Origin of the sequence: Mesorhizobium zhangyense (assembly GCF_011045115.1) — a bacterium.
GTDB lineage: Bacteria > Pseudomonadota > Alphaproteobacteria > Rhizobiales > Rhizobiaceae > Mesorhizobium_M > Mesorhizobium_M zhangyense.
The window spans coordinates 73347-85606 of the sequence record NZ_JAAKZG010000009.1 but is presented as its reverse complement, the minus strand read 5'-3'; the positions used below and the strand labels follow the sequence as shown (position 1 = coordinate 85606).

Annotated in this window: 10 protein-coding genes; 4 read left to right on the top strand and 6 right to left on the bottom strand. The window is 61.8% G+C overall.

The features are described from left to right. Positions 1 to 87 precede the first annotated feature (87 nt). Genes G6N74_RS20160 through hmgA form a run of 3 tightly spaced genes read right to left on the bottom strand, consistent with a single transcriptional unit; the run spans position 88 to position 3304 of the window. Complete coding sequence (locus G6N74_RS20160; protein ID WP_165119815.1) at positions 88 to 1101, bottom strand: fumarylacetoacetate hydrolase family protein; 1014 nt, start codon at positions 1099 to 1101, stop codon at positions 88 to 90. Beyond that, entirely contained in the window at positions 1098 to 1994 is an 897-nt protein-coding gene (locus G6N74_RS20155) for an MBL fold metallo-hydrolase (RefSeq protein ID WP_376767731.1), read from the bottom strand. Before G6N74_RS20155 ends, G6N74_RS20160 begins: the two co-directional genes overlap by 4 nt. After that, positions 1991 to 3304 (bottom strand): homogentisate 1,2-dioxygenase, encoded by a 1314-nt coding sequence (gene hmgA, locus G6N74_RS20150; protein ID WP_165119814.1) that lies wholly within the window; start codon positions 3302 to 3304, stop codon positions 1991 to 1993. Before hmgA ends, G6N74_RS20155 begins: the two co-directional genes overlap by 4 nt. Before the next feature lie 76 nt (positions 3305 to 3380). Between hmgA and G6N74_RS20145 the strand changes: the two genes are divergently transcribed. After that, positions 3381 to 3839 carry a MarR family winged helix-turn-helix transcriptional regulator gene (locus G6N74_RS20145; RefSeq protein WP_165119813.1) on the top strand — a complete coding sequence of 153 codons (459 nt, stop codon included), beginning with the start codon at positions 3381 to 3383 and terminating at the stop codon, positions 3837 to 3839. 9 nt (positions 3840 to 3848) lie between these two features. Here the strand turns inward: G6N74_RS20145 and tdh are convergent, their stop codons facing one another. Both tdh and G6N74_RS20135 read right to left on the bottom strand, forming a co-directional pair. After that, positions 3849 to 4883 carry an L-threonine 3-dehydrogenase gene (gene tdh / locus G6N74_RS20140; protein WP_165119812.1) on the bottom strand — a complete coding sequence of 345 codons (1035 nt, stop codon included), beginning with the start codon at positions 4881 to 4883 and terminating at the stop codon, positions 3849 to 3851. Positions 4884 to 4936: 53 nt separating this feature from the next. Continuing rightward, a complete protein-coding gene (locus G6N74_RS20135) occupies positions 4937 to 6124 on the bottom strand; it encodes a glycine C-acetyltransferase (RefSeq protein ID WP_165119811.1) in 1188 nt (395 codons plus the stop codon). 167 nt (positions 6125 to 6291) lie between these two features. Between G6N74_RS20135 and G6N74_RS20130 the strand changes: the two genes are divergently transcribed. Further along, the gene (locus G6N74_RS20130; RefSeq protein WP_165119810.1) at positions 6292 to 7272 is read left to right on the top strand and encodes an isopenicillin N synthase family dioxygenase; all 981 of its coding nucleotides are present in this window, start codon (positions 6292 to 6294) and stop codon (positions 7270 to 7272) included. A 125-nt stretch (positions 7273 to 7397) separates the two neighbouring features. After that, positions 7398 to 8516 carry a mandelate racemase/muconate lactonizing enzyme family protein gene (locus G6N74_RS20125; RefSeq protein WP_165119809.1) on the top strand — a complete coding sequence of 373 codons (1119 nt, stop codon included), beginning with the start codon at positions 7398 to 7400 and terminating at the stop codon, positions 8514 to 8516. Between the two features lie 214 nt (positions 8517 to 8730). Here the strand turns inward: G6N74_RS20125 and G6N74_RS20120 are convergent, their stop codons facing one another. Next, positions 8731 to 9936, bottom strand: a complete 1206-nt coding sequence (locus tag G6N74_RS20120; RefSeq protein WP_165119808.1) for an acyl-CoA dehydrogenase — start codon at positions 9934 to 9936, stop codon at positions 8731 to 8733. A gap of 243 nt (positions 9937 to 10179) precedes the next feature. Here G6N74_RS20120 and G6N74_RS20115 point away from each other — a divergent pair, with 243 nt between their 5' ends. After that, positions 10180 to 12255 (top strand): putative bifunctional diguanylate cyclase/phosphodiesterase, encoded by a 2076-nt coding sequence (locus tag G6N74_RS20115; protein ID WP_165119807.1) that lies wholly within the window; start codon positions 10180 to 10182, stop codon positions 12253 to 12255. The last annotated feature ends 5 nt before the right edge of the window (positions 12256 to 12260 follow it).

The following is a 12260-nucleotide window of genomic DNA, read 5'->3' as shown; positions in this document are numbered from 1 at the left end:
CGGTGCTCACGGACCCAATGTCCGCTGCGCTCCGGTTCTCGAAATCACCACCATATGACTCACCGGAGCGAATTTCGAAACGGTCTCTCAGCCCTCGTAACGCTGCACTGTCTGCTCGATCGCGCCGAAGATCGAGCGGCCATCCGAATCCTTCATCTCGATGCGCACCGCATCGCCGAAGCGCATGAAAGGCGTTTTCGGCGCGCCGCCAGCGATCGTCTCGATCATGCGGATTTCAGCAATGCAGGAATAGCCCGCGCCGCCTTCGGAAACCGGCTTGCCGGGGCCGCCATTGAGTTTGTTCGAGACGGTGCCCGAACCGATGACCGAGCCGGCCACCAGCGGCCGGGTCTTCGCCGCATGGGCAACCAGTTGCGGGAAGTCGAACGTCATGTCGACGCCGGCATTGGCGCGGCCGAACGGCTTGCCGTTGAGGTCGACCTGAAGTGGCAAGGTAACCTTGCCGCCGTCCCAGGCCTCGCCCAATTCGTCGGGCGTAACGGCCACCGGCGAGAAGGCAGACGAAGGCTTCGACTGGAAGAAGCCGAACCCCTTGGCGAGTTCGTCCGGTATCAGCCCACGCAGGGAGACGTCGTTGACCAGCATAACGAGGCGGATCGCGTCACGCGCCGTCTCGACGCTCGCACCCGCAGGCACGTCGCCAATGATGACGGCCACTTCGCCTTCCATATCCGCGCCATAGGCCTCGTCGGCAAGCAGGATAGGATCGCGCGGCCCGATAAAGGAATCCGAGCCGCCCTGATACATCAGCGGATCGGTCAGGAAACTTTCCGGCAGCGCGGCACCACGCGCCTTGCGCACCAGTTCGACGTGATTGACATAGGCCGAGCCATCCGCCCACTGGTAGGCGCGCGGCAGCGGCGAATGCGCGTCGTGCTCATGAAAGCGCTGCGAAGGAACCGCGCCCGTTTCAAGCGATTCCGCCAACGCCGCGAGATGCGGGGCGATGCGGTGCCAGTCGTCCAGTGCTGCCTGCAAGGTCGGAACCAGGAAGGACGCGTCGGTGTAGCGTGTCAGGTCGCGCGAAACGACCACGAGTTTTCCGTCCCGCGAACCGTTCTTGAGCGTCGCCAGTTTCATGCAGTCCTCCCTTTATGCGGACGGGTGTCCGCCAATTCCACAACAAGGCCATCGCGCCCGATCGTCAAGCCACCCGTCCATGTTTTCCTGACGGCAGCTATCCAGTCGGCCTCGCCGAACTCCGGATCGTCTGCCGGAATGAGATGATTGAGCACGAGCCGTCCGACCTTTGCGGCCGTGGCGACCCGGCCGGCGTCGGCAGCAAGAGTGTGGCTCGCCATCAGGTGCTCGCGCAGTCTTGCGCCATTGCCGGTGCGCGCCACCAGCCGCTCGACGCCCTCCTCCAGCATCGCCTCGTGGACGAGGATATCGGCACCTTTGGCGAAATCGGCGAGCGGCGGAAAGTAGGCGGTATCGGCTGAGAACACGACGCGTTTGCCGCCATGCTCGAAGCGTAGCGCAAAACACTCCGTCACCGGCGGATGATCAACGCGCAGTGCCGTGACGCTCAGTTCGTCCTCGGACAGCACAGTACCTTCACCGAACTCCACCACGGCCACCAGATCGCGAATGTCGGGCCGGCCTTCGTCAACGATGCGAATGTCGATGTCGAAAGCCACGGATTGCAGGAAGCCGCGCCAGTAAACGGCGGTTCCGGCAGGGCCGAAGACTTTCACCGGCGTCGCCAGTCCGGCCGTCCAGGCCGTGTGGATCAGTGGTCCGAGTTCCAGCACGTGGTCGGAATGCAGGTGCGTGATGAAGATCAGGTCGAGCTGCTTCAGGCTGATGCCGGCGTTGGTCAGGCCTCGCGTCACGCCAAGCGCGCAATCGACGACGATGGTTCGCCCGCCGAGTTCGAGGAGCGACGATGTCGGCCAGGGCCCGCCCGGCCTGATCGCCGGGCCGCCCTTGGTGCCGAGCAGAACCAGGCGATTCGAATTATGCGAACTCAAGACCAGTCGCCCTCCGGCGTGCCGTTGAAGCGCTTCCTAAGATCCTTCCAGCAATCGATATAGTCCTGCTGCAATGTCGGCAGTTCGGCACCGTAGCGCGTCAGCATCTGGGGAAAGCGCGTCTCGAACATGAAGGCCATGGTATCTTCGAGCTTATGCGGCTTCAGTTCCACTTTCGAGGCCTTTTCGAAGCCAGGCGCATCCGGCCCATGGGCCAGCATCATGTTATGCAGGCTGATGCCGCCGGGCACGAAACCTTCCTCCTTGGCATCATACTGGCCGTGGATCAGCCCCATGAACTCGCTCATGATGTTGCGGTGATACCAGGGCGGACGGAACGTATCTTCCGCCACCAGCCAGCGCGGCGGGAAGATGACGAAGTCGACATTGGCCGTGCCCTCCTCGCCCGAGGGCGCAGTCAGCACGGTGAAGATCGACGGATCGGGATGGTCGAACAGGATCGCACCGACCGGCGAAAAGGTAGCCAGATCATATTTGTAGGGCGCGTAGTTGCCATGCCATGCGACGACATCGAGCGGCGAATGGTCGAGTTCAGTGACGTGGAATGACCCGCACCATTTGACGATCAGCCGGCACGGCGTCTCCTTCTCCTCGAACCACGCGCAGGGCGTCTTGAAGTCGCGCGGGTTGGCAAGGCAGTTGGCGCCGATCGGCCCGCGATCGGGCATGGTGAACTTCGCGCCATAGTTCTCGCAGACATAGCCGCGCACTTCCGCATCGACCAGTTCGACCTTGAAGACCAGCCCGCGCGGCAGGACGGCGATCTCGCCCGGTTTCAGCTCGATCACCCCCATTTCGGTGACGAAATTCAGCCGGCCGACCTGCGGCACGATCAGAAGCTCGCCGTCTGCGTTGAAGAAATGATCGTCGACCATCGATCGGTTGGCGACATAGACATGCGCCGCCATGCCGGACTGGCCAAGCGTATCGCCCGCGGTCGTCATGGTGTGCATGCCGGCGATGAAGTCCGTCGGCTCCTTGGGCATCGGCACCGGGTTCCAGCGATACTGACCGAGCGCGAGCTCATGGTCACTGAGATTCGGCGCGCTTTTCCAAAGCGGATAATCGGCCGCCTTGAACCGCCCGGTATGCTTCACGCTCGGCCGGATACGATAGAGCCAGGAGCGCTCATTGGTGCCGCGCGGCGCGGTGAAGGGCGAGCCGGAAAGCTGCTCGGCATAAAGCCCGTAAGCCGGGCGTTGCGGTGAATTGCGGCCCTGCGGCAGCGCGCCGGGCAGGCTTTCGGTCTCAAAATCGTTGCCGAAACCCGGCATGTAGGAAAAGACCACGGCTTCCTCCCATGATTGACCTGAATTGGTTACAGATGTAACCATTGAAAATGTAACTATCAATGGTGATTGGAAGATGCTCGACGACAAGCTGGAACTTGAGAGTTTCCTGCCCTATCGGCTCTATCATATCGCCGATCTGGTCAGCCGCGAATTTGCGAAGATCTACAAGGACAGGCTGGGTCTTACCCGCCCCGAATGGCGCGTTCTCGCCGGCCTCGGCCAGCACGGAGCAATGACGGCAAAGGCGATCGGGGAACAGTCGGCCATGCACAAGACCAAGGTGTCGCGCGCGGTCGCCGAACTTGAACGCCGGCGCTGGCTGACGCGTACCCCGGACGAAACGGACCGCCGCGTCGAGCACCTGACGCTGTCGAAGGCGGGCCAGACCGTCTACGCCGAAATGGTGCCGCTGGCGCGAGCATTCGAGCGCCGGTTGTCCCGGGCCATGGGCGCGGCGCGGTTTGCCGAATTCGAGTATGGGCTCGAACGGTTGGAAACTTTCATGCTCGAAGGCGGTTTGTCGGACGAATAACAGCCGCCCTCACCAGTCCATCACCACCTTGCCGGAATTGCCGCTGCGCATAGCATCGAAACCCTGCTGATAGTCATCGATGCCGATGCGGTGGGTGATGAGCCCGGACACGTCCAGCGGGCCTTGCACCAGCGCGATCATCTTGTACCAGGTTTCGAACATCTCGCGGCCGTAGATGCCCTTCAGGGTCAGCATCTTGAAGATGACCTTGTTCCAGTCGATCTCGAAGCCGGTCGGCGCGATGCCGAGGATGGCGATCTTGCCGCCATTGTTCATCGTGTCGATCATGTCGCGGAAGGCGACCGCCGAGCCCGACATTTCGAGGCCGATGTCAAAACCCTCGGTCATGCCTTCCTCGCGCATGACGTCGCGCAGCTTTTCCTTCGAGGCATCGACCACATGATGCACGCCGAGTTTCCGGGCAAGCTCGAGACGCACCGGGTTGATGTCGGTGATGACGACTTTTCGCGCGCCGACGCATTGCGCCACCAGCGCGCCCATGATGCCGATCGGCCCCGCGCCGGTCACCAACACATCCTCGCCAACCAGATCGAATGACAGTGCGGTATGCACGGCATTGCCGAGCGGATCGAAGATCGCGGCGATTTCGTCCGGAACGTCATCGGGGATCGGCACGACATTGTGCTGCGGGATCGCCAGATATTCGGCAAATGAGCCCGGACGGTTGACACCGACGCCCTGCGTGTTGCGGCACAGATGCCCCCTGCCCGCCCGGCAGTTGCGGCAATGGCCGCAGACAATGTGCCCCTCGCCCGAGACGCGCTGCCCGACCTTGTAATCTTTCACCGCCGCGCCGAAATCGACCACCTCGCCGACAAACTCATGGCCGGTCACCATCGGGACAGGCACCGTCTTCTGCGCCCACTGGTCCCAATTGTAGATGTGGACGTCGGTGCCGCAGATCGCCGACTTGCGGACCTTGATCAGCACATCGTTGGGCCCGATCTCCGGCACCGAAACCTCTTCCATCCAGATACCGGGCTCGGCCTTGGCCTTCACCAGTGCGCGCATCATGTTGGACATGATCTTGTTCCTCGAATCTCTTGATCCAGAATCGTTTTCAGAAAGAGTCTTGCTCAGGAAATAACGCCCAATTCGCGTCCAACCGCGCCAAAAGCCTCAACCGCCCGATCTATATCCTCCAATGAATGCGCCGCTGACATCTGGGTGCGGATGCGCGCCTGGCCCTTCGGTACGACGGGGAAGGAAAAGCCGATGACATAGATGCCATGGTCGAGCAGCCTTTGCGCCATCTCCTGCGCAAGCGTGGCATCGCCCAGCATCACCGGGATGATCGGGTGATCCGCACCCGCGAGCGTGAAGCCGAGCTTCGACATGCCGGCGCGGAAGCGCGCGGCATTGGCATAGAGTTTTTCGCGCAACGCCCCGCCATTCGCGACCAATTCCAGCACCTTGATCGAGCCGCCGGCAATCGAAGGCGCCAGCGTGTTGGAAAACAGATAGGGCCGCGAGCGCTGGCGTAGCCAGTCCACCACCACCGCCTTACCCGAGGTGTAGCCGCCCGAAGCGCCGCCGAGCGCCTTGCCGAGCGTGCCGGTGATGATGTCCACCCTGCCCTCGACGCCGCAATGTTCGGCCGAGCCGCGCCCGTGCTTACCGACGAAGCCGACGGCGTGGCTGTCATCTACCATCACCATCGCACCGTATTTCTCGGCAAGATCGCAGACGCCCTTCAAATTGGCGATGATGCCATCCATCGAAAAGACGCCGTCGGTGGCGATGAGCTTGAAGCGGCTGCCTTCGGCCTTCTTCAGCTCTTCCTCGAGGGCTGCCATATCGTTGTTGGCATAGCGGAAGCGTTTTGCCTTGGAGAGCCGCACGCCATCGATGATCGAGGCATGGTTGAGCGCATCGGAGATAATGGCGTCTTCTTCACCCAGCAGGGTCTCGAACAGCCCGCCATTGGCATCGAAGCAGGAGGAATAGAGGATCGTGTCCTCCATGCCGAGGAAGCCGGAAATCTTCGCCTCAAGCTCCTTATGCTCCTCCTGCGTGCCGCAGATGAAGCGCACCGAGGCCATGCCGTAGCCGTAGCGGTCGAGTGCGGCCTTGGCGGCGTTGCGCAGCTCCGTGCTGTCGGCCAGGCCGAGATAGTTGTTGGCGCAGAAATTCAGCAGCTTCTTGCCGCCGACCGCGATCTCGGCCGATTGCGGCGAAGTGATCACGCGCTCGGATTTGTACAGCCCGGCCGATTTGAGCCCGAAAATCTCGGTTTCGAGGTGGGAAAGGAATGTCTTGCTCATGCCGGGTCGCCTCGTTTCATGAACCGACTCTGCCGTCGGGCGTGTCTCCGTTCTATCGGAAATACGACCGCAGGCAGGCATTCGTCCAATAGAATCCATCAACCTGCTCTGGAAGCCGGTTTGGCGGCTGGCTAGGATCGCGCGTCAGTTCAGATCTGGAGTTCATCATGGCCGCGCAGTTTCCCGTCTTCGATCTCGGTCGTTTCGAAAAAGCGGACGCGGAAGAGCGCCAGCGGTTTGGTGCCGAGGTCGACGCGATCTGCCGCTCGACGGGGTTTCTGGCCATCGCCAACCATGGCGTGCCGCAACAGGTCATCGATGCCGTGTGGGGCAAGGCGCATGATTTCTTCGATCTGTCGCAGGACGAAAAACAGAAAGCGAGAGCGTGCTACAAGGGTTATCCATACGGCTATCTCGGTCCGGAACTGGAGGCGCTGGCAAAATCGCGCGATGTCGACAGCCCGCCCGATCTCAAGGAAAGTTTCAATGGTGGGCCGCTGAGCGTGCCGGCCGGCATGACCGACGAACAGGCGCTCGCCTTCTGCTATGCGCCGACGATCTGGCCCGATACGCCGGACGGCTTCGTGCCGGCATGGAAGGCTTATTACGCCGCGCTTGAAGATCTCGCCGCCCGCATCATGCGGCTGTTCGCAGTCAGCCTCAAACTGCCAGAAGACTATTTCGATGCCTTCATCGATGCCCCGATCAGCGCACTACGCGCGCTGAACTATCCGGAACAGACCGTGCCGCCAAAACCCGGCCAGCTTCGCGCCGGCGCACATACCGACTATGGCAGCCTCACCATCCTGCTGCCGCAGGCAGGGTCCAGGGGCCTCGAACTCATCACGCCCGACGGCAACTGGACGCCCGTGCCGCCGGTGCCGGGCGCCTTCGTCATCAATATCGGCGACCTGATGGCGCTGTGGACGAACGACCGCTGGGTCTCGACCATGCACCGCGTGGTCAACCCCTCACCCGAAGATGGCGGCATGGCGCGACGCCAGTCGCTGGCCTTCTTCCACCAGCCCAACTGGGATGCCGAGATCATCTGCCTGGAACAGTGTCTCGCGCCCGGTGAAGCGCCGAAATACGCGCCGGTGCGTTCCGGGCCGTATCTGATGAGCAAGTTCCAGGCGACGACGAAGTAGCTCGCGTCACGGCGAGAGAGGCCGTTATCACAAAAGCGACTTGGTTATCCGGCGCATCCTTCGCGTCAGGCGGGTGCCGTCGAGGCTACTGTGTGCAAACTCACCTCCAGCACGCAGGGAAACGCATGCCGCCGGCAACAGCCATCTCAAGCATCCGCCTCTACCGTCAATGGCAGCCCTTTCGCGACGGCACCTATCGCTGCTCGGGCGGACGCAGCGCGGAGGGTTTCGATTCGACGATTGTCGAGATCAGTTCGCGCGACGGTTTTGTCGGCTATGGCGAAATGGCGCCGCTCGGCAGTTTTTATGATCCGGCCTTCGCCGAAGGCGCACGCGCGGCGATGCGCGAGCTTGCACCCACTTTGCTCGGCCACGACGCCACAGGCATCGAGGCGCTGAACCGGCGTATGGATTTGCTCCTGAAAGGCCATCCCTACGCGAAGTCGGCGATCGACATGGCGCTGTGGGATCTGGCCGGGCGGCGTAGTGGCCTGTCACTCGCATCAATGACCGGCGGGGCGGAAGGTTCAAGCCTGCCTCTCTATCGCTCGCTGGCGCAGGAAGCGCCGGACGCCATGGCGGCGCGGGCGCGAAAATACATTGCCGAGGGCTATCACCGCCTTCAGGTCAAGGTCGGCCTCGAGGTGGACGAGGATATTGCGCGGCTGGAAGCGGTTCGCGGCGCGGTTCCGGCCGGCACGGTGCTCTTTTGCGATGCCAATGGCAGTTGGGGCACCGCCGAGACCCGCCGCTTCCTCATGGCGACCCGCGACATCGACTACGCGCTGGAGCAGCCCTGCGCGAGCTACGACGAGAACCTCGCCATTCGCCGTGCCTGCGAGCGCCCGTTGGTGCTGGACGAGACGATAGACAGCGCCGATGTGCTGCTGCGGGCAATTGCGGACGGGCTGGTCGACGGCATCACTATAAAACTCGCCCGCGTCGGCGGGCTGACCAAGGCGAAACTGCTGCGCGATATCGCCATCGCGAAAAACCTCAAGATCACGATCGAGGACACCGGCGGCGCGCAGATCGATACGGCCGCCTATTCCGGCCTGCTGCTGTCGACACCGGAGGGGCTCAGGCAGCACACCGTCGATTTTCACAACTGGGTGACGGTTGCCAATGCGCGGGCCGATTTCAGGATCTCGGGTGGCGCGATGACTTTGCCCGATGGTCCGGGGCTTGGGGTCGAAGTCGATGTAGGAGCACTTGGCGAACCGATCTTCGCCTGTATTGCCTGATGATCAAAATTCAGTTGGGCAACTAGATCGTTTCAGGTCTGCTGGAAACAGCCCCTCACCCTTAACCTCTCCCCGTAAGAACGGGGAGAGGGAGCCGTCAACGTCGCAGCCAGCCTCCTTCTCCCCGTTCTTACGAGGAGAAGGTCCCGGCAGGGGATGAGGGGCGGCTCGACCAGAGCCGGAAAGACGCTAGCCCGGCTGTTTTCTCAAACTCTCAGAAGAACGCCTGCAAGCCCGTCTGCGCCCTTCCGAGGATCAGCGCGTGGACGTCGTGCGTGCCTTCATAGGTGTTGACCGTCTCCAGGTTCTGCGCGTGGCGCATGATGTGGTAGCCGATCTGGATGCCGTTGCCGCCATGCATGTCGCGAGCCTGCCGGGCGATATCCAGCGCCTTGCCGCAATTGTTGCGCTTGACGATGGAAATCATCTCCGGTGCAAACTTGTGCTCGTCCATCAGCCGGCCAACGCGGAGCGAAGCCTGAAGGCCGAGCGCGATTTCGGTCTGCATGTCGGCAAGCTTCTTCTGGAACAGCTGCGTCTGCGCCAGCGGCTTGCCGAACTGCTTGCGGTCGAGGCCATATTGCCGCGCGCGGTGCCAGCAATCTTCGGCAGCACCCATCGCACCCCAGGAAATGCCGTAGCGGGCGCGGTTGAGGCAGCCGAACGGACCTTTCAAGCCCGATACATTCGGCAGCAGCGCGTCTTCGCCGACTTCGACGCCTTCCATGACGATTTCGCCGGTGATTGAGGCGCGCAGCGACAGCTTGCCGTCGATCTTCGGCGCCGACAGGCCCTTCATGCCCTTTTCCAGCACAAAGCCGCGGATCTGGTTGTCATGGGCGGCCGACTTCGCCCAGACGACGAACACGTCGGCGATGGGCGCGTTGGAAATCCACATCTTCGAGCCGGAAATCTTATAGCCGTTGGCCGTCTTCTCAGCACGGGTCTTCATGCCGCCCGGATCGGAACCGGCGTCCGGCTCGGTCAGGCCGAAGCAGCCGATCCACTCGCCCGAGGCGAGCTTGGGCAGGTACTTCTTGCGCTGTTCCTCCGAGCCGTAGGCATGGATCGGATACATGACCAGCGACGACTGCACGCTCATCATCGAGCGGTAGCCGCTGTCGACGCGCTCGACCTCGCGCGCAACCAGCCCGTAGGTGACGTAGCCTGCGCCGAGGCCGCCATATTCTTCCGGGATGGTGATGCCGAGCAGGCCCGCATCACCCATTTCGCGGAAAATCGCCGGGTCCGTCTTCTCATTGAGATAGGCGTCTTCGATGCGCGACGCGAGCTTGTCGACGGCAAAGGCTGCTGCCGCGTCGCGGATCATGCGTTCGTCCTCGGTCAGCTGATCCTCCAGAAGGAAAGGATCATTCCAAACGAAGGAGGCCGCGCTCCCCACCTTTTTTTCGACGTTCATGGCGTTTCCCAGATTTATTTGAAGCTTGAAATATTACTCTACCGCAGAACGCTTGCAAGGGCAAAAGCTTTTGATGCCCCATCTACCAAATGCGATCGCCGATCGCAAAAAAATCTCTGCCTTTCGCGGTATTTTGTGTGAATAAATGAAAACTTTCACAACGACTTGTCCAGTCGTTAACTTTTTTGTGCGGATGATCCCACCGCACAACTGACATCGCGGGTTTAAGGGGCTATCCGGGACATGTCGCAGCCGCAGATCAATGCCGGTTCTGACCGGCTTATCCTGCTTATCAAGGGCGCGTACTGGGTCGCGCTGCTCATCATCGCGGCGATGGCGACGGCGTCGTTCATCATGCTGCAGCAGATGATGGCCTCCCAGCAACGCGACCAGAGTTTGCTGATACTCGCAAACACCCAGAAAGCCCTCTCGCAGCGTGTCGTCTTCCTCGCAAGCACGGTCAACAGCGCCGCGCGCGACCAGCAGCCCGCGCTGGTCAAAGCACTGAGGGAGGCAACGACCGAATTCGAGCAGAATTACGATCTCCTTCTTGAGCGGACGGGTGCAAGCGCTACATCCGAAGCACGCCTCGACCCCAACACGATCGAAAGCGTGCTTTTTGCGAAACCTTATCATCTCGACTTCTTTTCGACCGGCCTTGCCGCCAATGGCTGGCGCTTCATCTCGGCCTTTGAGTCCCAGCTCGGCATGGGCGGCGGTGTCGTTCAATACAAGCTGGACACCGGGCGCGCCTCGCTGGACGAGACGGTGGCAAGTGCGACGCTGGCCGGTTACAGTGCGCTTGGCGACCGCATCGAAGCCTTCGCCAACCAGCGCCTCACCAGCCTGCTCGATCTCCATCGCATGCTGTACTACGCCATCATCGGCGTGATCATCATGGTGGCGCTGTTCATCTTCCAGCCGATGTCGAACATGATCCGCCGCAGGACGCTTGAGCTGGTCGACGCGCGCAATTCCATGGCCTTCATCGCCGTGCATGACGGATTGACCGGCCTGCACAATCGCACTTTCCTGACCGATCATTTCGACGCACTGATAAAAGGCGCGCACCGGCGCAGCGAGCGCCTTGCCGTGGTGCAGCTCGATCTCGACCGCTTCAAGCAGATCAACGATACGCTCGGCCATGCCGCGGGCGACTATGTACTGGTGGTCACGGCGCAGCGCATGCGCGATGCCTGCCGCGCTTCCGATCTCTGTGCCCGCCTGGGCGGCGATGAGTTCGTCATGCTGCTGAACGGCGCGGGCACGACCGAAGACATCAACATGGTTGCCCGGCGCATTCTCGATCGCATCAACGATCCGATCGTCTATCAGGGCAAGCTGATCAATCCGGGCGCTAGCGCTGGCATCGCCGTCTACCCGGTCGACGCCGACAACGCCGAAGACCTGATCGTGCACGCCGACCTCGCGCTCTATTCGGCCAAGAAGCTCGGCGGTGGCGGGGTTTCCTTCTTCTCGGAAGAGTTGCGGCGCGAACTGGAGCACCGCCGCGAGCTCGAAAGCGACCTCAAGCAGGCGATTGCCGACGAATCCTTCAACGTGTTCTTCCAGCCGCAAATATCGATGTCGAAGAACAGCATCACCGGCATCGAAGCGCTGGTGCGGTGGAAGCACCCGGAACGCGGCATGGTTTCACCCGGTGAGTTCATTCCGGCGGCGGAAAAATCAGGACTGATGGTGGCCATCGGGCGCATCGTCATCACCAAGGCCATCGGCGCGGCAGCCGAGTGGCATCGCGACGGCATCGATTTCGGCCGCCTCGCCGTCAATGTTTCCGGGGCCGAACTGCGCGAGATCGATTTCGACGCCTTCCTGTTCGAAACCCTGGAGAAAGCCGGCCTTCCGGCAGACAAGCTGTCGCTGGAAATCGTCGAATCCGTCATTCTCGACGACGAACAGACCGGCATAGCCGCCAAGCTGCGTCATATCCGTTCCGCCGGTGTCCACCTCGAGCTGGACGATTTCGGCACCGGCTACGCCTCGCTCAGCCACGTCAATCCGAACGAGATCGACCGGCTGAAGATCGACCGCCGCTTCGTCCAGAACATCGACGCGAATGGTGACAACTCCAAGATCGTGCGCGCCATTACCGAACTCGCCCGCGGCCTCGGTATCTCCATTATTGCAGAGGGCGCGGAGACGGACGAGGAACTGAAGTCGCTCCTGTCCGTCGGCTGCGACCAGGTTCAGGGCTATTCCATCGCCTTCCCGATGCCGGACGAGACAGCGCGCGAATGGATGATCGCGCGCGGCGCCAAAAAGCCGAAATTGACGGTTTTGCAAGGAAACAGGGCGTAGCCTTC

Coding starts and splice junctions, on each gene's coding strand:
- G6N74_RS20160 (WP_165119815.1), bottom strand. CDS start 1,101: ATGAAACTGGCGACGCTCAAGAACGGTTCGCGGGACGGAAAACTCGTG.
- G6N74_RS20145 (WP_165119813.1), top strand. CDS start 3,381: ATGCTCGACGACAAGCTGGAACTTGAGAGTTTCCTGCCCTATCGGCTC.
- tdh (WP_165119812.1), bottom strand. CDS start 4,883: ATGTCCAACATGATGCGCGCACTGGTGAAGGCCAAGGCCGAGCCCGGT.
- G6N74_RS20135 (WP_165119811.1), bottom strand. CDS start 6,124: ATGAGCAAGACATTCCTTTCCCACCTCGAAACCGAGATTTTCGGGCTC.
- G6N74_RS20130 (WP_165119810.1), top strand. CDS start 6,292: ATGGCCGCGCAGTTTCCCGTCTTCGATCTCGGTCGTTTCGAAAAAGCG.
- G6N74_RS20125 (WP_165119809.1), top strand. CDS start 7,398: ATGCCGCCGGCAACAGCCATCTCAAGCATCCGCCTCTACCGTCAATGG.
- G6N74_RS20120 (WP_165119808.1), bottom strand. CDS start 9,936: ATGAACGTCGAAAAAAAGGTGGGGAGCGCGGCCTCCTTCGTTTGGAAT.
- G6N74_RS20115 (WP_165119807.1), top strand. CDS start 10,180: ATGTCGCAGCCGCAGATCAATGCCGGTTCTGACCGGCTTATCCTGCTT.